Annotated in this window: 16 protein-coding genes and 2 pseudogenes; 5 read left to right on the top strand and 13 right to left on the bottom strand. The window is 66.1% G+C overall.

What is annotated here, in order from left to right:
• Positions 1 to 26: 26 nt before the first annotated feature.
• Positions 27 to 1,628 carry an ABC transporter substrate-binding protein gene (locus tag ACMGGG_RS09290; protein WP_414155332.1) on the bottom strand — a complete coding sequence of 534 codons (1,602 nt, stop codon included), beginning with the start codon at positions 1,626 to 1,628 and terminating at the stop codon, positions 27 to 29.
• Positions 1,629 to 1,790: 162 nt separating this feature from the next.
• On the opposite strand from ACMGGG_RS09290, the gene ACMGGG_RS09285 reads away from it, so the two are divergent.
• A complete protein-coding gene (locus ACMGGG_RS09285) occupies positions 1,791 to 2,231 on the top strand; it encodes an RrF2 family transcriptional regulator (RefSeq protein ID WP_063544552.1) in 441 nt (146 codons plus the stop codon).
• 51 nt (positions 2,232 to 2,282) lie between these two features.
• On the opposite strand, the gene ACMGGG_RS09280 is transcribed toward ACMGGG_RS09285, so the two are convergent.
• From ACMGGG_RS09280 to ACMGGG_RS09235, 10 genes are all read right to left on the bottom strand, one after another.
• Positions 2,283 to 3,476 (bottom strand): pyridoxal phosphate-dependent aminotransferase, encoded by a 1,194-nt coding sequence (locus tag ACMGGG_RS09280; RefSeq protein ID WP_063544550.1) that lies wholly within the window; start codon positions 3,474 to 3,476, stop codon positions 2,283 to 2,285.
• A 12-nt stretch (positions 3,477 to 3,488) separates the two neighbouring features.
• A complete protein-coding gene (locus tag ACMGGG_RS09275) occupies positions 3,489 to 5,096 on the bottom strand; it encodes a 5-guanidino-2-oxopentanoate decarboxylase (protein WP_414155331.1) in 1,608 nt (535 codons plus the stop codon).
• Between the two features lie 10 nt (positions 5,097 to 5,106).
• Positions 5,107 to 7,206, bottom strand: a complete 2,100-nt coding sequence (locus ACMGGG_RS09270; RefSeq protein WP_414155330.1) for an acetate--CoA ligase family protein — start codon at positions 7,204 to 7,206, stop codon at positions 5,107 to 5,109.
• Positions 7,207 to 7,224: 18 nt separating this feature from the next.
• Positions 7,225 to 8,385: an acyl-CoA dehydrogenase family protein gene (locus ACMGGG_RS09265; protein ID WP_414155329.1), complete on the bottom strand. Its 1,161-nt coding sequence runs from the start codon at positions 8,383 to 8,385 to the stop codon at positions 7,225 to 7,227.
• A 43-nt stretch (positions 8,386 to 8,428) separates the two neighbouring features.
• Positions 8,429 to 9,211 (bottom strand): enoyl-CoA hydratase/isomerase family protein, encoded by a 783-nt coding sequence (locus ACMGGG_RS09260; RefSeq protein WP_112898035.1) that lies wholly within the window; start codon positions 9,209 to 9,211, stop codon positions 8,429 to 8,431.
• Positions 9,212 to 9,428: 217 nt separating this feature from the next.
• The gene (locus tag ACMGGG_RS09255) at positions 9,429 to 10,841 is read right to left on the bottom strand and encodes an amino acid permease (RefSeq protein ID WP_054894136.1); all 1,413 of its coding nucleotides are present in this window, start codon (positions 10,839 to 10,841) and stop codon (positions 9,429 to 9,431) included.
• A gap of 163 nt (positions 10,842 to 11,004) precedes the next feature.
• Entirely contained in the window at positions 11,005 to 13,257 is a 2,253-nt protein-coding gene (locus ACMGGG_RS09250; RefSeq protein WP_414155328.1) for an ATP-binding protein, read from the bottom strand.
• Positions 13,254 to 14,027: a substrate-binding periplasmic protein gene (locus tag ACMGGG_RS09245; protein ID WP_112898032.1), complete on the bottom strand. Its 774-nt coding sequence runs from the start codon at positions 14,025 to 14,027 to the stop codon at positions 13,254 to 13,256. The genes ACMGGG_RS09250 and ACMGGG_RS09245 overlap by 4 nt, the downstream gene beginning before the upstream one ends.
• A gap of 4 nt (positions 14,028 to 14,031) precedes the next feature.
• Positions 14,032 to 14,748 (bottom strand): response regulator, encoded by a 717-nt coding sequence (locus tag ACMGGG_RS09240; protein WP_054894133.1) that lies wholly within the window; start codon positions 14,746 to 14,748, stop codon positions 14,032 to 14,034.
• Between the two features lie 70 nt (positions 14,749 to 14,818).
• Positions 14,819 to 15,463 carry a TetR family transcriptional regulator C-terminal domain-containing protein gene (locus ACMGGG_RS09235; RefSeq protein WP_054894132.1) on the bottom strand — a complete coding sequence of 215 codons (645 nt, stop codon included), beginning with the start codon at positions 15,461 to 15,463 and terminating at the stop codon, positions 14,819 to 14,821.
• 97 nt (positions 15,464 to 15,560) lie between these two features.
• On the opposite strand from ACMGGG_RS09235, the gene ACMGGG_RS09230 reads away from it, so the two are divergent.
• From ACMGGG_RS09230 to ACMGGG_RS09215, 4 genes are all read left to right on the top strand, one after another.
• Positions 15,561 to 16,307 carry an enoyl-CoA hydratase gene (locus ACMGGG_RS09230; protein WP_414155327.1) on the top strand — a complete coding sequence of 249 codons (747 nt, stop codon included), beginning with the start codon at positions 15,561 to 15,563 and terminating at the stop codon, positions 16,305 to 16,307.
• A 305-nt stretch (positions 16,308 to 16,612) separates the two neighbouring features.
• Positions 16,613 to 18,940, top strand: coding sequence for an EAL domain-containing protein (locus ACMGGG_RS09225; RefSeq protein ID WP_414155326.1), 2,328 nt, complete (start codon positions 16,613 to 16,615; stop codon positions 18,938 to 18,940).
• A complete protein-coding gene (locus ACMGGG_RS09220; RefSeq protein WP_414155325.1) occupies positions 18,928 to 19,800 on the top strand; it encodes a phosphate/phosphite/phosphonate ABC transporter substrate-binding protein in 873 nt (290 codons plus the stop codon). Before ACMGGG_RS09225 ends, ACMGGG_RS09220 begins: the two co-directional genes overlap by 13 nt.
• A 66-nt stretch (positions 19,801 to 19,866) precedes the next feature.
• Entirely contained in the window at positions 19,867 to 20,415 is a 549-nt protein-coding gene (locus ACMGGG_RS09215) for a lipocalin family protein (RefSeq protein ID WP_054894128.1), read from the top strand.
• Positions 20,416 to 20,425: 10 nt separating this feature from the next.
• On the opposite strand, the pseudogene ACMGGG_RS09210 reads toward ACMGGG_RS09215, so the two are convergent.
• Together ACMGGG_RS09210 and ACMGGG_RS09205 are read right to left on the bottom strand one after the other, a co-directional pair.
• Positions 20,426 to 20,860 (bottom strand): annotated as a pseudogene (locus tag ACMGGG_RS09210) (methyl-accepting chemotaxis protein); the annotation flags it as partial.
• 108 nt (positions 20,861 to 20,968) lie between these two features.
• Positions 20,969 to 21,661, bottom strand: a pseudogene (locus ACMGGG_RS09205) (PAS domain-containing protein); the annotation flags it as partial.
• Positions 21,662 to 21,736 lie beyond the last annotated feature (75 nt).

Here is a 21,736-nt window from a genome sequence, read left to right as displayed (position 1 = left end):
TACGGTCCTCGCGACGAAAGGGGGATTCAGGCCTGCCACCAGCGCTCGATCAGGCGCAGGCCGTCCAGCTCGCCGTAAGGAGCGGTGACACCGCCGTGCATCACCCGCCGGGAGCGCGCCGCGACGGAGCTTGCGAACAGCGGCACGATGGCGCCGCCATCGTCGCGGCACAGCGCCTGCATTTCGTTGTACATCTCCTGGCGCAGCGGAGCGTTCATCTCGCCACGGGCAGCGTTGAGCAACTGGTTGAAGCGCGGGTTGTCCCAGTGCGTCTCGTTCCACGCCGCGCCCTTGGCGTAGCCGATGCTGAACATGCGGTCGGCGGTCAGGCTCGAGTACCAGAACGAGGTGGTGAACGGCTGCTTCATCCACACGTTGGTGAAGAAACCATCGGCCGGCTCGCGTACCACGTCGATGTCGATACCGGCCTTGCGCGCCTGTTCCTTGAACAGCACCGAGGCGTCGACCGCACCGGTATAGGCAGCGTCGGAGGCCTGCAGGCGCACCTTGAGGCTGTCCATGCCGGCCTGCTTGAGGTAGAAGCGCGCCTTGTCGGCGTCGTATACCCGCTGCTCCAGGGCCGTGTTGATGAAGCGGCTGCCAGGCTGGATCGGGTGGTCGTTGCCGATCTGGCCGTATCCGTACAGCACCGAGGTCAGCAGGGCCTGGCGGTCGATGGCGTGCTTGAGCGCCAGGCGCACGTTGTTGTCCTGGAACTGCGCGGTGTCGCAGAGCATGGGGAAGGTGTAGTGCTGGGCGCCTCTGGTTTCCTCGATCACCAGTTGCGGGTTGCGCTTGAGCAGCGCCACGGTCTTGAGGTCGACCTTGTTGATCACATCCACCTGGCCTGTGACCAGGGCATTGACCCGCGCCGCGCCGTCGGCGATCGACAGCAACTCGGCCGTGGCGAAATGCGCCCTGCCCGGCTTCCAGTAGTCGGGGCTGCGCACCAGGTCCATACGCACGCCCGGCTCGAAGTGCTTGAGGCGATAGCCGCCGGTGCCGATGCCGGCCTGCCAGTCGGCGGCGCCGTCCTTGGCGGGCATGATCACCAGGTGGTAGTCGGCGACCACATAGGGGAAGTCGGCGTTGCCCGAGTGCAGCTCGAACACCACGGTGGCGGCGTCCTGGGCACGCACCACGGCAACATCGCCGAGGACGGTCTTGGCCGCCGAGGTGGATTTCTCGCCCAGGTGATGCTGGATCGAGGCGACCACATCGCCGGCATCGAGGCTCTTGCCATCGTGGAAGGTCACGCCCTGGCGCAGGAAGAAGGTCCAGACCTTGGCATCCGGGCTGGACTCCCAGCGCTCGGCCAGCTCCGGGATGGCGGTGCCGTCGAGGCTGATTTCGCTGAGGGTGTTGTAGACCGCCGAGAAGCCGACGAAGGTGAAGGTGTCGGCCCAGGTGCCGGGGTCACGCGAGTCAGTGGTGCTGCCCCCGGCCAGCCCCATGCGCAGGGTGCCGCCAGCCTTGGGGGTGACCTCCTCGGCCCAGCCCGGCAGGGGCAGGCCCAGGGAGAAGGCGCCGGCGAAGGTCGCCGCTGCCGCGCTGTACTTGAGGAACTCCCGACGTGGCAGGCCGCCGCCGGGCATCGCTTGAGTGATCTTGTTGTTCTTATCGCTCATGGCATTGCCCCTGTTGAACCGCTGAAAGAAGGATCGCAGGCATCGATGACCGAATATTTGTAATTGTCATCGTGACAAATACATTAGACTCATTGGCATGCCCCTGCCAAGATGGATTTTCACAGGGACACCGACTTTGCGATTCACCAGGGATTTTTACCGATGAGCCAATCGACCCGCCTGATCACCGCCTCGTACATCCTCTCGTTCGTGGCCGCCAACGCGCCGCAGAAACTGCGCACCGAGACCATCGCCAAGTGGGTCAAGGTGCACCCCACACGGGTGCGCAGCCTGGCTTCGCAGATGGTCAAGGCCAACATTCTCAAGTCCTGGCGCGGCGCCCAGGGCGGCCTCACCCTCGCCCGTCCCGCCAGCGAGATCACCCTGCGCGAGGTGTACGACGCAGTGCAGGAGAGCTCGCTGATCGCCGAGAAGATCGACAACCCGTTCTCGGGGATGGAGGATCATTGCAAGGTGTTCGAGGTGTTCACCCGGCTGTTCGCGATGCTGGAGGCGAACATGCGCCTGGACCTGGGGGCGATTACGGCGGACCAGTTGTTCGTTGCGTTCGATCGGCCGGTTGAGGGGGCTGTGGAAGGTTGATTGGCAGGGCCGGCCTTTTCGCGGGCAAGCCCGCGAAAAAGGCGATCCGCCTCAACCTGTAACTACCCTGCCCTCCAGCACCTGCGAAGCACACTGGGCAATCCGCCGGCAAGCCTCGCTCAACGCCTCGGCCCCCAGCACCAGCCCCAGGCGAATATGCCCCGCCGCACTCGGCCCGAACGCCTCCCCCGCCAGTACCGATACGCCATGTTCCTCCAACAGCAGGCTGGAAAACGCCTGGGCGCTGAGGCCGGTCTGGCGGATATCGACCATCACGAACATCCCGCCATCAGGCTTGAGTGCCTTCACCCCCGGGCAATCGGCCAAGCGTTCGCAGACCAGGTCGCGCCGCTGTCGATAGGCCTCGCGCATCGCTTCGAGCTCCGGCAGGCGCTGCTCCAGCGCCACCACGGCGGCATCCTGGATGAAGTCCGGCGAGCCATACAGCATGCACAGCGCCAGGTTCTCCAGATGGCTGGCCAGCGCTGGCGAGCCGACCACCCAGCCAACCCGCCAGCCCGTCATGGCGTGGGACTTGGACAGGCTGTTCAGGGTCGCGGTCCGGTCGGCCATGCCTGGCAGGCTGCCAGGGCTGATGTGCTCGCCTTCGTACAACAGCTCGCTGTACACCTCGTCGCTGATCAGCCACAGGTCATGGGCCACGCACAGTTCGGCCAGCGCCTCCCAGGTGCTGCGCGGCAGGCTGGCACCGGAGGGGTTGTGCGGGCTGTTCAGCGCCAGCGCGCGGGTACGCGGGGTGATGCGCGCGGCAACATCCTCGGCCTGCACGCGAAAGCCATGCTCGGGCTTGACCGGCACCGGCACCACCGTGGCGCCACAGGCGCCGAACACGGCCTCGTAGGTGACGTACATCGGCTCGGCGACGATCACCTCGTCACCCGGGTCGAGCACGCACTGGGCCACGCAGAACAACGCGCACTGGGCACCGGCCAGCACCGTCACCTGGTCGGCATCGACGGCTTGGCCGCTGCGCTGCTGGTGGCGCCGGGCGATGGCCTGGCGCAGGGCGAGCTTGCCGCGTACATCGGAGTAATGGGTGTGGCCGTCCTGCAGGCTGTCGATGGCGGCCTGGACGATCGGCGCCGGGGTATCGAAATCCGGATCGCCCACCGACAGCAGCAGGATGTCGCGGCCCTGAGCCTGCAGCTCAAGGGCGCGGTAATGAATCTCCCAGGCCGCAGCGCCGTCACCGGCGATGCGCTGGGTCAGCTTGGAAAAACGCATGAAAAGCCTCCATCAATGGGCGCAGGCATGCCTGAGTTCGATCAGGGTGACGCCGTTGCGCGCGAATCCGTTCCTGAGTTCCTGCTCCAGTTCATCGAGGCTGCCGGGCTGCGCCACGGCGCAACCGAAGGCGCGGCCCAGGCCGATGAAGTCGGGGTTGCGCGGCAGCACGCCGATGGGCTCGATATCCAGGCCCAGCATATCGTCGCGGATCTGCCCGAGCGCATCGTTGTTCCACAGCAATACCACCAGCGGCCGGTCCAGCTCCTCGACCGCCGTGGCCAGTTCCTGCGCGGTGTACAGGAAGCCGCCGTCACCCACCAGCACCAGGCCCGGACGCTCGCCACCGGCGAACATGCCGCCGATGCCCGCCGGTAGACCATAACCCAGGGTTCCGTACCCCGTGGGATGCAGCCAACTGCGCGGCGCCTTGCTGGGGAAGGCGTAGTTGCCGGTATAGGCCAACTGCGTCATGTCGGTACTGATGAAGGCATTGTCCGGCAATGCCCGGCCCACACGATCGAGAATGCCTTGGTGCAGCCGCTGCAATGGACCATGCCCCGCCCTCACCGCCTCGCGCAGGCCGGCAACCGCCTGGATGACCGCCGTGGCGTCGCGACGAACCTGGGGAAGATGCTCCAGCACCCCGGCCAGGGTGAGGCGCGCATCACCCGGCAGCGCCAGCGCGCAAGGGTAGAAATCGTTGAACTTGCGCGGGTCGATGTCGATGCGGATCAGTTCGCCGTTGATCGGCAGGCGCTCGCGCCAGAAATCGGTGTCGGCCATCTCGGTCCCCACCGCCAGCACCACGTCAGCCTCGGCGATCATCTGCCAGCCAGGCTCCACACACAGGCTCGCGCCGGCACTGAGCGGCGCTTCAGGCGGCAGCAGCCCCTTGCCTGCCACGCTGGTGAACACCGGTGCCGCCAGACGCTCGCTCAGCGCGGCCAGTTCAGCCCCCGCCTGCAATGCCCCACCGCCAGCGATGATCATCGGGCGCTTGGCCGCCGCCAGCCTGGCCGCTGCCTGATCCAGCACCGTGCGATCCGGCACGCTGCGACCAGGACGGCGTACCACCTCGGCGCTCCAGTCACGCGCCACCGCTGCCGACAGCACATCCAGCGGCACCGAAATATGCACCGGCCGCGGTCGCTCGCTGTCGAACACCGCCCAGGCGCGGGCGATCAGCTCAGGCAGGTCTTCCGGGCTCAGGGCCAGCGCCGAGAAGGCGGTGATCGGCGCGGTCATCGCGCGTTGGTCCTGGGTCTCGTGCAGGCAACCCCAGCCCTTGCCCAGGCTGGCGCTGTGGTTGACGCTGGAAATCACCAGCAACGGAATCGAGTCGGCATGGGCCTGGCCGATGGCGGTGGCGGCATTGGTCACACCGGGGCCGGTGATGACGAAGCACACACCCGGCTTGCCACTGATGCGCGCATAGCCGTCGGCCATGAAGCCAGCGCCCTGTTCATGGCGGGTCAGCACATGGCGGATGCCACTGCCAGGCAGGCCGCGATACAGCTCCAACGTGTGCACGCCGGGGATGCCGAACACGGTGTCGACGCCATAGTTGGCCAGCAATCGGACCAGGGCCTGGCCGCCGGTCAAGGGTTTGTCATGCATGTTCATCTCCTCAGGCCTGGCCCAGGCGGATCAGCGCATCGACCGCCGTGGTGGCGTTGGCGCCGACCATCAATGGGTTGACGTCCAGTTCCAGCAACTGGCTGGCGTTTTCGCAGGCGTAGTCGGCCACCGCGCGTATCGCGGCCACCAAGGCATCCAGATCGGCCGCCGGGCGCCCGCGGAAGCCCTGCAGCAATCCGGCGCTGCGCAGCCCGAGCAAGGCGGCGCGGATGGCGCCATCGGTGGTGGGCAGCAGCAGGCTGGTGCTGTCCTTGAGCAGCTCGACCAGCACCCCGCCAGCACCAATGATCAATGCCAGGGCAAAGCCGTTCTCGCGTTTGATGCCGACGATCAGCTCGGCCAACGCGGGCTCGGCCATCGGTTCGAGCAGTACTCGATCGAACGGCACCTGCGGCGCATGGGCGTGGATACGTTCGCGCATCTGGTGCAGCGCGGCCTCGAGCGCGCGGCCATCACGCAGGTTCAGCGCCACCGCGCCGGCTTCGGTCTTGTGCGGCAACTGCGCGCTGACGGCCTTGAGCACCAGCGGAAAACCGACAGTGGCCGAATCGGCCAGCGCTGAACCAGGGGTGCTCAGCCGACCGTCCGGGACCGGCAAACCAAAGGGCCGCAGGGCCTGCTTGGACTGCCACTCGTCCAGCAAGCGCGCCTTGCCAGTCAGCGCCTGCGGGCACAATGGCACCAGTGCGGACTCGCCCAATGCCAGCAGGCGCTGTCGATTGGCCTGGTACGCCACGATCCGCCCCCAGGCCGCCAGGCCATCTTCCACGCCCTGTAACGCCGCAATGCCATGGGCATGCAGATGCTCACGGGCGCTGGCCGGCAGCAGCTCGGGGAAGGCCGAGGTGACGAAGCCGATCTTGCCGTGACGCGCCAGGGCCTGGCAGTACAGCGCCAGCAGCAGGTCGCACTCCTTGCGCTCGCCGGTGAACTCGGCCGGATAGTCGAGCACCAGCATCGCCGCATCGGCATCGCTGCGCAGGGCGCTGTCGAGCATACGCTGCAGCGCCTCGCCGTCGCCCCAGATGGCCGTGGTGAAGTCCAGCGGGTTGACCAGGTTAGCGTAGCTGGGCAGCACCTGGGCCAGTTCCTCGACCTGGCACTGCTCAAGTTTGGGCAGGCTTAGCTGATTGCGCTCGGCATAGTCGGCGATCAGCCCGGCATCACCGCCCGAGCAGGCCAGGGCGATCAGCCGTCCGCCTTGGGGCAACTGCCCGCAGGCGGCGGCCTTGAGGGTTTCGACGAAGCTTACCGGGCCGCTTACGCGGATCACGCCCAGGCGCTTGAACAAGGCGTCGTACAGCGCGTCGGAGCCGGACAACGAACTGGTGTGGCTGAGCGCAAGTTCGGCACCGATCTGCGACACGCCAGTCTTCAGCGCGATGATCGGCGTGCCGCGCTCCAGCGCCTTGTGCGCGGCGCGGGCAAAGCCAGGCACATTCTTCAACCCTTCCAGGTGCAGGCCGATGGCGGTGACGCGCGGATCGTCCAGCAGCACGTCCATCAACTCGGCCACGCCCAGTTGCGCCTGGTTGCCGACCGAAGCCATATAGGCCACCGGCAGCGAGCGGTCGCTCATCGACAGGTTGTAGGCGAAGTTGCCGCTCTGGGTGAGGATCGCCACGCCCTTCTCGACCGTCTTGCCGCCATGGGCGACCGGCCACAGCGCAGCGCTGTGCAGGTAGTCGAGCAGGCCATAGCAGTTGGGCCCGAGCAGGGCCATGTTGCCGGCCGCCTGCAGCAGGCGCTGCTGCAAGGCCTCGCCCTCGGCGCCGCTTTCGGCAAAGCCCGAGGCGTAGCAGATAGCCCCACCGGCACCGAGCGCGGCGAGTTGCTCGACGCAGGCCAGGGTCAGCTCGCGGTTGGTGGCGATGAACACGGCATCCGGGCCGCACGGCAGCTCGGCGACGGTGGCCACGCACGGGATGCCATCGATGCTGAGGTGCTGCGGGTTGACCAGCCACATCGGGCCCTGGAACCCGCCTTCGGCGCAGCGCTTGAGGGCGCGGGCCATGCTGCGGCCACCAACGAAGGCCAGGTGCCGCGGCGCCAGCAGGCGCTTGAGGTTGTCACGAATCGACTGCGACATGAGTATTCTCCAGCCCGATCAGCGCAGCAGAGGGCGCAACAGTTCGCGGGAAATGATGTGCCGCTGGATCTCCGACGTGCCCTCCCAGATCCGCTCGATCCGCGCATTGCGCCAGATCCGCTCCACCGGTCCCTCGTCCATCAGGCCCATGCCGCCAAAGATCTGTACCGCTTCATCGGCGACTTTGCCCAGCACTTCGCTGGCGAACAGCTTGGCCATGCCGGCCTCGCCATCGGTCATGCTGCCCTGGTCCATTTTCCAGGCGGTGTGCAGGGTCAGCAGCTCGGCCGCGCGAATCTGCGTGGCCATGTCGGCAAGCTTGAACGACACGCCCTGATAACTGCCGATCGGTTGGCCGAACTGCTTGCGATCCGCCGACCACTGCAGCGACAGGTCCAGTGCACGCTGGGCCTGGCCGACGCAGTTGGCGGCGACCATCACCCGCCCAGCGGTCAGCCAGGCGTTGGCCACTTCCCAGCCCTTGCCGACCTCGCCCAGCACCTTGCTGGCGGGCACCTTGCAGTCGTCGAAGAACAGCTCGTAGGTGTGATAGCCGCGATTGCTCACGCACTTGGGCCCACGGCGGATGGTCATGCCGGGTGTGCCGCGATCGACCAGGAAAGCGGTCACGGCATTGCGCTTGCGGCCGTTGTGTTCGTAGGTGCCGGTAACGGCGAAGACGATGGCGAAGTCGGCATGCCCAGCATGGCTGATGAAATGTTTGCTGCCATTGATGACGAAGTCGTCGCCCTGGCGCACGGCGCGGGTCTTGATGGCGTTGGCATCGGAACCGGCGCCAGGCTCGGTGAGGGCGAAGCAATCGATCTTCTCGCCCTGCACGCTGGGCAGCAGGTAGTCGTTGATCTGCTCGTGCTTGCAGGCCATGAGAATTTTCGAAGGGCGTGCGACGAACACGTGCACGGCCCAGGACACCTTCGACAACTCACGCTCGATCAGCGCCTGGGACAGGTAATCAAGCCCGCCACCGCCGACCTCTTCGGGCATGTTGAAGGCATAGAAACCTGCGGCGATGGCCTTGCCGCGGATCTGCGCCGCCAGCTCGGGCGACACCGCGTCGGCGCGGTCGACCTCTTCCTCGTGGGGCAGCAGCTCCTTGGCAACGAAACTGCGTACCGCTTCCACCAACATTTCTTGTTCTTGGGTCAGTTGGAAATTCATCTGGCATGGTCCTGGAGAAGGTACTGAGGGAGGTGCTGGAAGGTCATTTGCCGACGAAGCGCGCGGGCCTGCGCTCGACGGAGGCGCGCAGAGCCTCGGCACCGTCCTCGCTGCGCCCGCACAGCAGCCCGGCGGCCAGTTCTGCAGACAATTGCTCGGCCAGGGTGCGCTGGGCACCGTCGCGGATCAGGCGCTTGGTCTGGGCGAAGGCGAAAGTTGGGCCCTGGGCCAGGCGCGAGGAGAGTTCTGCGGTCACGGTCAGCAGTTGATCGTCGGCACAGACTTCGCCCACCAGGCCTGCGGCGAGCGCCCGTTCGGCGCCCCACAGCTCGTCGAGGAACAGCAGGCGCTTGGCCTGCTCGCTGCCGATCAACCGCGGCAGGTGCCAACTGGCGCCCGCGTCAGGGCTGTAGGCCATGCTGGTGTAGCCGGCCTTGAAGCGCGCCGAAGCGGCGGCGATGCGCAGGTCGCAGCACAGGGTCAGGTCCATGCCGGCGCCGACGGCGGTGCCGTTGATCGCGGCGAGGGTGGGTTTGTCGAGGGTGTGCAGGCGCTGCATCAAGGCATGGGCGGTTTCGGTCCAGCCGTAGCTTTCCAAGGCGCCGCGAGCCTCGGCCTCGGCCCATTCGGCAAGGTCGGCGCCAGCGCAGAAGCTGCGCCCACTGCCAGTCAGTACCACCACGCGCACGGCGGGGTCGGCGTTGAAGTCTTCGAGCAGGCTGTGCAGGTGCTTGAGGGTGGGGATGTCCAGGGCATTGCGCTGGTCGGGGCGGTTGAGCGTGATCCAGGCGACACCGGCTTCGAGAGTGGTCAACAGGCTGGTCATGGGAAGCCTCGAGTTGTTGTGGTTGGGGTGGGCTTGGAGAAGATACTAAACGAGTGTTCAACAAGGCGGCAATTGGCGCATATGGGGCTGTTACAACTTCGAACAATCGGGGTTTGGGGGTGTTGCGGAGGGCCTCATCGCGGGACAAGCCCGCTCCTACAGAGATCGCATCTGTAGGAGCGGGCCGCGCGATAGGGCCAGTGGTTTCAGCGAAGATTCAAACCCCAGGCGCCGTCGGCACGAAGGTCTGCGAGCGCTTGCGGTTCATCACGAAGTACGCCAGGTAGCACAGGGCAATGAAGCCAAAGCCCCAGTACAGCGACGGCCTCTGCGTTTCATCCAGCGCCAGGAACACGAACAGCGAGCTGCACAGGGTGATGCACAGCAGCGGGATCAGCGGGTACAACGGCGCGCGGTACTTGATGTCCTCGAGCTTGCCGCCCTCGCGCAGGAACGCACGGCGGAAGCGGTACTGCGCCAGGGCGATGACGATCCAGGTCACGGTCCCGGACATTCCGCTCACCGCCATCAGCACCATGAACAAGGTGTCGGCGGCAATGAAGCTGGTCATCAGCGACACCAGGGCAAAGCACAGGGTGATGCTCAGCGCTCGCAGCGGCACACCGCGCGAACTCAACGGCGACAGGCTTTTCGGGGCCATGCCGCTCTTGGACATGGCCCAGAGGATGCGCGTGGAGGCGTACAACCCCGAGTTGCCCACCGAGAGAATGGCGGTGAGGATGACGAAGTTCATCAGGTCGGCCGCGTACGGGATACCGACCATGTCGAACACCTGCACGAACGGGCTCTCCATCAGCCCCGCCTGCTGCCACGGCACGATGGCCGACAGCACCGCGATGGCCAGCACGTAGAAGATCAGTACGCGGAACACCACGTTGCGCACCGCCCGCGGAATGCTCTTTTCCGGCTGGTCGGTCTCGCCCGCCGCCACGCCCATGATCTCGCAGCCCTGGAAGGCGTAGACCACGGTCATCATCACTGCGAACACCGCAGGCAGCCCGTTGGGGAACAGCGAGTCGCCAACCAGATTGTCGAGCATCGGTGCCGGTGCGCCGCTGGTCAGCGGGATGGCGCCGAAGATGACCAGGATACCGACGATGATGAAGCCCAGGATCGCCGCGACCTTGATCCCCGAGAACCAGTACTCGGCCTCGCCGAAAGCCCGGGTCGCCAAGGCGTTGAGGCCGAACAGCACGGCAACGAACAGCGCCGACCAGTACCAGATCGGCACCTCGGGGAACCAGCGGGTCATCAGCATGCCGGCGGCGGTGAACTCCAGGCCCACGGTGGTGGCCCAGCTCATCCAGTACACCCAGCCAATCATGAAGCCCGTGGCCGGGCCGATGTATTTTGTCGCGTGGGCCTGGAACGAGCCCGATACCGGCATCTGCACCGACAGCTCACCCAGGCAGACCATCACCAGGTACATCAGGAAGCCTGCCACCAGGTAGGCCAGGATCGCCCCCATCGGGCCACCCTGGTTGATGGTCACCCCCGAGCCCATGAACAGGCCGGTGCCGATCACACCGCCCAGCGACAGCATGAAAATGTGCCGGCTCTTGAGCGCGCGAGTGAGGTGGATTCCTTTGCGTTCGGAGGGCTCAGACATGAAGCACCTCCAGCATGGTGTTGGGCTGAGCTTTGGGACCTTTCATTATTCTTATCTCCAATAAGCCTGACGGACCGCGAACCACACGGTTGTCAGGGATTATTGGAAAGCGATGTAAGCGGACGTTGAAGCTTGGGATCGAAGATGTAAAAAGTCGTAAGAATTATGTACGAGCGCTCTGGATCAACTGCTCCAGCAGGATGAGCGCGGCATCCAGGGCGGTTCGCGTACTGTCTGCCAGCGCTTGCAGCGCCTGGCTGTCCAGAGCCACTGCTGCTTGCTCGACCTGCCTCAACGCCGTCGCCAACCCGCTCAGCCCCAACGAATCGCTGCTGCCCGCCAGGCGATGGGCCAAGTCTGCGGCCTGGGTGCAGTCCCCCAGGTGCAGGGCGTCGAGCAAAGCCCTGCGCTGCGCCTCGAGGCTCTGGCGCAGGGTCGCCAGCAGCCCCTGCACCTTCTGCTCGCCGAGCAACTGGCGATGGGTTTGCAGCAGGGCCAGATCCAGGGCGGTGTGTGCATCGGGCTCGAGCACCAGCGGCTCGGCCTGGGCCAGTGCACGGCGCAGTCGATCCTGGCGCAACGGTTTGGCCAGCACCCCTTGCATCCCGGCTTCCAGGTAGCCGCGTACCACGGCCGGTTGCACGCCCGCCGTCAGGGCCAGGATTCGCGTCTGCCGATTCGGCCCGGCGCCCGCGCGCAGTTGCCGGCACAACTCGACACCGCTCATGCCTGGCAGGTGCACATCCAGCAGCAGCAGGTCGAAGCGTCGTTGTGCGCAGACCGCCAGCGCCTGCGCCGCATCCTCGGCGAAGCTGACCCGGTGACCGTCACGCTCGAGCAAGCCGCCCGCCACCTCGCGGTTGAGCGCCACATCCTCGACCACCAGGATCTCGAGGGCAGGCGAAAGCCCCTGGCTGGCTGACAGGGCGGCGACGTCACGCCCCGCGGGCAGCTCCACCTCGAACCAGAAGCAACTGCCCTGCCCTTCGCGGCTATCCACGCCGATCCGACCGCCCAGGCGTTCGATCAGGTGCTTGCAGATTGCAAGCCCCAAGCCCGTACCGCCGTAACGCCGAGCCACGGTTTCACTGGCCTGGGTGAAGCGCTCGAAGATCCGCGCCTGCATTGCCGGGGCGATGCCGATGCCGTCATCGCTGACCTGCACCCGCAACCACTGCCCCTGCAGCACGCGCACCTCGAGGCTGACCCGGCCGCCTTCGGTGAACTTGATCGCATTGGCCAGCAGGTTGCTCAGCACCTGGCGCAGGTACTGCTCGGCGCCGAACTGATGGGGCGCCAGCCGGGCATCGATATGGCAGTCCAGCTCGGTGCCATTGGCGGTGGCGCGCGGCTCGAGCAGGGTTAGCACCTCGCTGCACAGCTGGCGCAGGGCAAAATTCACGGGCTCCGGGTGGCTTTCACCTTCTTCCAGACGGGCGAAGAACAGCACCTCGTTGAGGATGCTCGACAGCCCTTCGCCGGCCTTGTACAGCGCCTCCAGACGCTTGCGGCCCAACGTGTCGAAGCTGCTGGTGCGCAGCAGTTCGGCCATGCCGAGAATGCCGTTGAGCGGAGTGCGCAACTCGTGGCTCATGGTCGCCAGGAAGCGCGACTTGGCCAGGTTCGCCGCCTCGGCTTCGTCCTTGGCCCGGGCCAGGCTTTCGGTGCGCCGCTCGACCATGGCCTGCAGTTCGTCACGCTTGTCCTGCAGGGCCAGGCGATCCTGCTCGCGGCGCTCGATATCGCTGAGGATCGCCTGGCGCATGTCGTCCAGGGCGTGGGCCACGGTGTCGATCTCATCGGCGCGTGGCGAACGCCGCTTGTCCAGGCGTAGCGGCTCCTGCCACTGGCCCGCCGCCACGCGCCGGGCAAACTCGGCCATCACCTGCAAGTGGCGAGTGACCAGGCGGTAGAACAGCCCGGACAGCGCCACCGCCAGCCCGCAGAGAAACACGCTCATCCATAGCAGGCTGGTCAGCCCGGTGGCAAACAGGCGCTGATGCACCGCGCCCAAGTCGATGCTCACCTCGAGTTCCCCCAAGTGCCTCGGCGGTCCGGAAGGCGGCTGGAAGTCCAGGGCGAACCGCTCGACGCGCAGTGGCCCGGCAGGTTCGGCCTGGCCTTGCAGCAACTGAAAGTCGCTGCTGTCCAGCCGCACCCGAGCCACATCGGAGAAGTCCACCAGCCCGCGCAACTGAACGTTGAGCTGCTCCTGGTCAAGGTCCCACAGGCTGCGCTCCAGGCTCGCCAGGTAACCGGCGCGGATCAGCTCCATGCGCGCGTCGATATCGCGCATTTCGCGGCGGTACTCGAAATACAGCTGCACCGCGCTGGCCAGCACGGTGAAGCACAGGCTGAACAGCAGGATGAACAGCAGCAGGCGGCGCAGCAGGCCGTCGGCGCGCAGACGAATCATCGCGCACCTGCCGGTTGCCCGATCATGTCGCGGTAGGTCACTTCGCTCTGATGCAGCCAGTTGTCGATTTCGCCGCGCTCGCTCATCTGCTGCAACTGCGCGTCGATCTCATCCATGCGCTGGCTCAAGGGGCTATGGCGTGAAACGGCGACTCGCAGATAGTCGACACTCAGCGCCGCGGGCAGCGCCTGGATATCGCCTGCGCCGGGCAGGTGCTCGACGAACAGCTCGCCAGTGCGCCGCTCCTGGATCACGAAGTCGATGCGCCCGCGAATCAGCTTGCCGAAATTCTGCTGGCTGGACGACACCCATTCGATGTTCTGGTGACGGGCAACGAAACGGTCGAAGGCCGGGCCGTAGCTTTCGCCGAACAGCAGCCCGCCGCGATAGCTGGCAAGATCGTCGAGCTGTTCGAAACGTACCGGTCGCTTGCGGTTGACGAATACCGCGACCTCCTCGCGCAGTACCGGCACTCGGGAGAAGCGCATGCCTTGATCACGTTGATCGCTGCTGTAGGCCAGCACCACATCCACCCGCCCTTCGGCTGCATCCAGCAGGCAGCGCTTCCAGTTGCCCAGCACCACGATCTCGACCTCCAGCCCGAGCCGAGCGAACAACTCGCGCACCACGGTCGGCGCCAGGCCGCGCACCTGCTTGCCATCGCTCCACGACACCGGCGGGTACACCGGGTAGTCGCAGTAACGCACCGGCGCTGCCGCCAGCGCCTGCACGCTCAGCAGCAACAGCCAGGCGAGGCCCAGGCCGCGCATGGCCTCAGGCCGCCACGCTGGCGGTGAACAGGTAGCCGGTGCCGTGGATGGTGATGATCAGTTGCGGCTCGGCCGGGTCGTCGTGCAACTTGCGCCGCAGACGGCCAACCAGCACGTCGATGGAACGGTCGTTGGGCACCCACTCGCGGTTGCGGATCTGGTCCATCAACTGGTCGCGGCTGAGGGTGTGGCCACTGTTGCGCAGGAACACGCTGAGCAGCTGGAACTCGCCATGGGTCAGCAAGGTTTCACCGCCCTGCGGGTCGATCAACCGGCGTCGATCGCTGTCCAGCGCCCAGTCGGCGAACTGCTTGAGGCAAGGGCTGGCGATGGCGCCAGGGCGGGTTGTCTGGGCGTGGCGCACGCGACGGATCAGGTTCTTGGCCCGCGACACGAGTTCACGCGGGTTGAGGGGCTTGATCACATAGTCGTCGGCGCCGCATTCAAGGCCGACAATGCGGTCGATATCATCGTTGCGGCCAGTGATCAGGATGATGCCGACCTCCGAGCGCACCCGCAGCTCGCGGGTCAGGGTCAGGCCGTCCTTGCCCGGCAGGCGGATGTCGAGCATGACCAGGTCCACCGGCTGGCTGGCCAGGTAGCGCTCGGCCTCTTCGGCGGTGTCGGCGCAGCGTACGTCGTAGCCTTCTCGCGCGAGATAGGCCTGCAACAGGTCACGAATGAGCGGATCGTCGTCGACGACCAGTACCCGAGGTGTCATTGCGTGTGGTCTCTTCTTTGATGTTGTTCTGAAACCCGCGCCAGCAGCCTACCCGGTACTGAACGACCGATCAACAGCCTCCCGGCAGGCTGAAGCGCCGACGCCCGCCGGCCTGCAGGCCATCGACCCAGGCCTCACAGATCTGCACGCCCTGTTCCGGGGTGAAGGTGTTGGGATTGAGCCCCGATTCGAGCCACAGGCCATCGAGCAAGGCGCTCAGGCTGATTGCGGCGAGGTCCGCGTCGAAGGCCTGCCAGCCCTCCTCGCCGGCCAGCGCCGCCAGCAGTTCGGCCAGTTCGTTGCGGTATTCGGAGTAGGAGTGGTCGTGCGCCTGATTGATCGCCTCGGCTGTTTTCACCGCCCCCCAGAAGGCCAGCCAGGCGTCGAGCAACTGCGGGTCGAGCAACTCGGCGCAGAACGATCCGCGAAAGAACGCCGACAGGCGCTCGCGGGCATTGGGTGCGGCCTGCGCCATGGCCTCGCGCAGCAGGCCCATGACCCGCCCGGTCACAGCGCGGTAGGCCTCGGCGACCAGTTCGTCCTTACCCGAATAATGGTGACTGATCAGCCCTACCGACACCCCTGCCTCGGCGGAGATCTTGCGGATCGACGCGCCCTGGAAGCCATCGCGCTTGAGACAGGCCAGGGTCGCCTGGACCAGGATGGCCTTGCGCTCTTCGGGCGCCATGCGGTTGTAGCGGGCTTCCTGGGTCATGCAGATTCTCGTGGTGGCGGGTTGGACTGAACGACTGTACAACAAGGCGCAGCGCGTGATAAACCCTGTGCTCCGGCCAATAACAAGAATCCCAGCCATGCCCGACCTGATCACCTGCAGCCTCGACCAGGGTTTACTGACCCTGACCTTCAACCGCCCCGACAAGCTCAACGCGCTCAACAGCGCGATGTACAGCGAGCTGGACCGCCATCTGCGGGCGGCCAGCGAAGACCCGGCCGTCGAGGTGATCCTGCTGACCGGCGGCACGGCGTGCTTCAGCGCCGGCAATGACCTGCGCGACTTTCTCGACACCCCCCCACGTGATCTGGACAGCCCGGTGTTTCGCATGATGCGCACCGTGCTGGCACTGGACAAGCCGCTGCTCGCCGCCGTCAACGGCCCCGCCATCGGCATCGGCTGCACCCTGTTGCTGCACTGCGACCAGGTGCTGGTCAGTCGTTCGGCGAAACTGCGCATGCCCTTCGCGCCCTTGGGCGTGTGTCCGGAATTCGGCTCGAGCCTGCTGCTGCCACGCCTGCTCGGACATCAGCGGGCGGCGCGACTGCTGCTGGCCAACGAGTTGCTCAGCGGCGAACAGGCACTGGCCTGGGGCCTGGCCAATGAGTTGCATGACGACGGCGAACAGTGCCTGGCGGCCGCGGTAGCGCTTGCCCGACGCTTGCAGGCCATGCCGCAGCAGGCCCTGCGCATCAGCAAACGCCTGCTCAAGGATGGGCTGCGCCGGGAGCTGGAAGAGACCGTGCGGCGCGAGGGCGAACTGTTTATCCAGTGCCTGGCCAGCGATGAAGCCCGGGCGGCGTTGCAGGCGTTGGTCAACCAGTAGCAGAGCACACCGATCTCGGTGTAGGAGCGGCCTTGTGCCGCGATCGGGCGCGAAGCGGCCGCAAACTCGGCAACCGAGGTTTTCCTGATAGATCTCGGCGCCTGGTTTTACGGCCGCTTCGCGCCCGATCGCGCACAAGGCCGCTCCCACAGGGGTTGGACTGGCCTCTAGATTTTGAACAAGACGCTTGCTCCTGCACACAAAGGAGCAGGCCGCGCCCAATAGAAGCATTTCGCCACCAGTCATTCCTCTGTCATCTTGCTGTCTTATTTTGGCTGCACCACAGGGCCCGGGAACAACACAACGTGAACCGCCGCTCCCCCTCGCCTGCAGGCTTGTTGCCCCTGCTGCTGCTGATGCTGTGCACCGTCACCCTGGCCTTTCTCTGGGGGCTGCATTTCACGCAAAAGGCCGCCGCCCGTCATGATGCCCTGGCGGCCAAGGCCGCCGAGCACCTGAACCTGGCCAGCATTGTCGGCGAAAGCCTACGCCAACTGGTCGATCGGGCCCAGGCCGTAGGACGTGTCACTCAGGATGACCTGCTCAACATGCGCCAGGGCAACCTCAGCCTGGCGCGGCTGCTGGCCGAAGACCCCGTGTTCAAGCGCATGAGCCTGTACGACCAGCAGGGTCGTCTGGTCTCTGCCAGCCCTATCGACGAGGCCCAGCAACTGCCGGAAGACTGGCTCAAGCAGCTCAAGCAGCATGTCGCGCGCCATGGTTTCAAGCCCTTCATGCCCCAGATCGCCCCCGACAACGCCCCCAACGCCTTGCCAAAATGGCGCCTGCCCTTCCTGCTGCCGCTGACCGACCCGAGCGGCCGCGAGATCGACAACATCCTCGTGGTACAGCTGGACATCGGCTACCTGGCGGTACTCTTCCAGCACATCGACCTGGGTCACAGCGGCCTGTTGCGCCTGCTCCAGGCGGACGGCCAGGAGCGCGTACGCATCGACAGTAGCGGCGTGGTGGTGGCCGCCGAGTCGCTGGAACCGGAACTGCCCAGCGGCAACAGCGATGCGGGACAGTTCACCCAGTACACCTACGCCAGCACCTACCAGAGCCTGTACCGCCGGGTCGCCGACCGCGGCTTCAGCGTGGTGGTCAGCCAGCGTCATGACGAGATTCTCGCGCCCACCACCCTCGCCTACGACCGCCAGTTCTGGCTGAACCTGTGCATGACCCTGCTGATCCTCGGCGGCCTGTTCTGGAGCCTGCGCCTGCTGCGCAAGCGTCAGGAAGCCTTCAGCGAGCTGGAGCAGACGCAACAGGTCAACCAGCAGTTGATCGGGCGCCTGGAGGATGAACACCGACGCAGCAGCCACGCCGCCGCCACCGACCACCTCAGCGGCCTGCACAACCGCCGCCAGTTCGTCGAAGTCGCCGCCCAGGCCCTCGCTCGCCAGCGCGCCCGGCGTCGCCTGACGGCGATCCTGTTCATCGACATGGACCGTTTCAAGTCGATCAACGATTCACTCGGCCACAAGATCGGCGACCTGTTGCTGCAAGCCGTCGCGGGGCGCATCCAGCGCATGCTCGAACCCGAAGACGAAGCCTCGCGCTTCGGCGGCGATGAATTCGTGGTGCTGTTGGCCGGCAACCGCAGCGAGGAACAGATCGACGCCTGGGTCCGCGCGCTGGTGATCAAGCTGTCCGCGACCTACGCCCTGGACGGCAAGGAAGTCAACACCAGCCCCAGTGTCGGGGTGAGCATCGCCCCGCGCGATGACCAGGAAATCGACAGCCTGATCCGCTGTGCGGACGCGGCGATGTACTCGGCCAAGCAGGCTGGGCGTGCGCAGTACCGCTTCTTCGACCCTTCGCTGAACCTGCCCGACATCCAGGCCTTCACCCTCGAACAGGCCTTCGGCAGCGCCCTGGCCGAGCACCAGTTCGTGCTTCACTTCCAGCCGCAGATTCGTCTGGACACTCTGCAGGTACTGGGCTACGAGGCACTGGTGCGCTGGGAGCACCCCGAGTTCGGCCTGCTCTACCCGGACCGTTTCATCGGCATGGCCGAGCGCAGCGGCTTCATCGTCGAGCTGGGCTGGGAAGTGCTGCGTCTGGCCTGCGAGGCGTTGGCGAGTTGGCAGGCCCAGGGCCGTGATACGCGCCTGGCGGTGAATGTCTCGGCGCTGCAACTGCGCCAGGCCGACTTCAGCGAGCGCTTGCTTGAAAGCCTGGCGCAGCATGCCATCGACGCACGGCACCTGGAGCTGGAGATCACCGAAACCACCGTGCTCGACCCCGAAGGCACAGCCCTTGAGCACCTGCACCGGCTGCGCGCGGCCGGTATCGGCATCAGCCTCGACGACTTCGGTCGTGGCTACGCGGGCTTCGCGCACCTGCAGGCGCTGCCGCTGTCGAAGCTGAAGATCGACCGCGCCCTGATCGCGCCGCTGTGCAACAGCCATGACGACAGCCCGATCGTCTCCTCGACCATCATCCTGGCCAAGCGCCTGGGCCTGGAGGTGGTGGCCGAGGGCGTGGAGACCCGCGAGCAGTTGGTGTGCCTGAAGCTCGCCGGTTGCGACATTGCCCAGGGCTATCACTTCAGCCGTCCGCTGTCGCCGGCACAACTGCGCGACTACCCGCCCTTCAATGCCCTCGAGGAGAAATCATGCGTGCATTGAAAGCACTGACACTGCTGGCCCTGATGCTGCCAGCGGTCGCCGCGCGGGCCGACTGTGCGCCCCGCAGCCTGCGCCTGGCGGTGATCCCGCTCAAGGGCGCCGAGGCGATGCTGCGCGAGAACCAGCCACTGTTGCAGCGCCTGAGCGAGGCCACGGGCGTGCCGGTGGAGCTGGTGGTCGCGCCCTCCTACGAGGGCGTGGTGGATGCCATCGTCTCCGGCGGCGCCGACATCGCCCGGCTGGGGCCGGCCTCCTATGTACTGGCGCACCGTCGCGACCCGCAGGTCGAGGCCTTCGCCACCTTTACCCTGAGCGCCGGGCCCTATACCCCGGCCGGCAACCACTACCAGGCATTACTGCTCACCCGCAGCCCGGGGCCTGCGGACCTGACGGCACTGCGCGGCAAGCGCGTGGCACTGAGCGACCCGGCCAGCACCTCCGGCAGCCTGGTACCGAGCGTCGAGTTCGCAGCGCAGGTGACCACGCCCTTGCAGCGCTACTTCGGTGCGCTGGTGTACGCCGGCACCCATGACAAGGCGCTGCAGGCCCTGCTGGAAGGGCGCGTCGATGCTGCCTTCGTCGCCAGCGAGCGCGCCGATGCCTACCTTGCCAGCCACGCCATCGACCCCGCAGGGCTCCAGGTGCTGTGGCGTTCGGCGCCGATCTACTACGACCCCTACGTGTTCCGCGCCCACCTGTGCCCGGCGCTCAAGGCGCGCATTCGCCAGGCCATGCTCGACGACCCCGAAGCCCTCGCCGCCTTCGCCCACTCCCAGGACGCCAGCGGCCTGGTTGCGGTCAGCCATGCCGAGTATGCCGCGCTTGAGCGGATGATGGACGCCGCGCTGGAGCCACGCTGAAAGATTCAACTTTCGCCAGTGTCCGGCGTCCAAGCAATCACACCACAGTCATTGCGGAGGTTGTTCATGGCGATTCGCGCCACCTTGCTCGTTTCCTGCCTGGCCCTGGCGCTGGGCGGTTGCGTCGGCTCCTCGGCGGACAAGCCGCCACCCAAGACCATGCCGGTCAATCTCGAGCAGTACCAGGGCAAATGGTACGAACTGGCACGCCTGCCGATGTTCTTCCAACGTGACTGCGTGCAGTCCGAGGCCAATTACCAGTTGCGCGAAGATGGCCAGGTCGATGTCACCAACCGCTGCCGAGACGAAGACGGCGAGTGGCAGGAGGCGACCGGCATTGCCCAACTGCAGCAACCCGGCCAGACCGACAAGCTGTGGGTGAGGTTCGACAACTGGTTCAGCAAACTGGCGCCGGACACCGCCAAGGGCGAATACTGGGTGCTGTACCACGATCCGGACTACCGCGTGGCCGTGGTTGGCCATCCGAACCGCGAGTACCTGTGGCTGCTGTCGCGCACGCCTACGGTGAGCGAACGCACGCGCAACCAGTTGCTCGAAGTGGCCCGCCAGCGCGGCTACGATACCCGCGAGCTGATCTGGCGCCAGCCCGACTGATATCTGCAGCTCAACGCAGGTCCTGGGTCACCTGCCCGACCGCCTGCACCACGCGGCGTGCGCCTTCCTGAATATCGGTGATGGCGCTGCCCGCCTGGCCTGCCAGGGTCAGCCCGACCCCCGCCTGCTCGCGGCTGTGTTCGATCTCCACCACTGCTTGATCGGCCAATTGCTGGTTACGCGCCACCACCGCGACGATCTCTTCGGTCGCCGCGCTGGTGCGCGCTGCAAGCTGGCGCACCTCATCGGCGACCACGGCAAACCCGCGCCCCTGCTCGCCCGCACGGGCCGCTTCGATGGCAGCGTTGAGCGCCAGCAAGTTGGTCTGCGAGGCGATGCTGCCGATGGTCTGCACGATCGAGCTGATGACCAGCGACTGCTTGCCCAGGGCCTCGATGGTGGTCGAGGCGCTGTGCATCTGATCGGCCACCGCCTGCATCGTCTGCACCGCTTCCTGCACCACGCTCGCCCCCTCGCGAGCACTGACGTCGGTGTTGCGCGACACCTCCAGTGCCATTTGCGCAGCGCGGCGGATATCGTCCTCCTTGCGCACCTGGTCGGTGATCACCGAGGCGAACTTGATCACCCGGCTGATCTTGCCCTCGGCGTCGTAGACCGGGTTATAGCTGGCCTCCAGCCAGACTTCCTGCCCCCGGCTGTCCAATCGGCGGAAGCGCCCGGCGACATAGCGCCCGCTGTTGAGGGTCTTCCAGAACTCCTGGTAGGCGGGAGCTGCAGCCTCTTCCTTCGGGCAAAACAGGCGATGGTGCTGGCCGACCAGTTGCGTGAGCGAATAGCCCATGGCGCCGAGGAACTGTTCGTTGGCCGTGAGGATATTGCCTGCCAGGTCGAACTGGATCACCGCAGTGGAGCGCAAGAGCGCCTCGACGAATGCACCGTTCTCACGGCTCTTGTCGATCTGTGCCGTGACCTCGCTGCCGTAGCCCTGTACGTAATCCAGACGGCCATCGTCGCCGCGTACCGGTAGCCAGGTCAGGTGCAGCCAGATCAATCGGCCTTCGCGGGTGAGGAAGCGGTAATCGTCACGAATCGGCTCGAAGCGTGACAGCGCCTCGTTGAAGCGCCGATAGCACGGCAGAGCGGTCACGTACCCCGGCACCACATCAGCCAGGGCCTGGCCAATCAAGGCGCCATGCGGATGCCCCAGCGCAGCCGAACAGGCTTCGTTACAGGCGCTGATCCGGCGCTCGGCGTCCAGGCGCAGCGCCAGGTTGCCTCGTTCCATTGGGTCGAGCAGCGCGCGCAGGCGTTTGACCTCGGCTTCGCTTGCCGCGAGCCGAGCTTTGATTTTGCGATCGAA

Origin of the sequence: Pseudomonas sp. BNK-44-b (assembly GCF_047456245.1) — a bacterium.
Taxonomy (GTDB): domain Bacteria; phylum Pseudomonadota; class Gammaproteobacteria; order Pseudomonadales; family Pseudomonadaceae; genus Aquipseudomonas; species Aquipseudomonas machongensis.
Note: the sequence above shows the minus strand (reverse complement) of the source record. Positions and strands in the feature narration are given on the sequence as shown.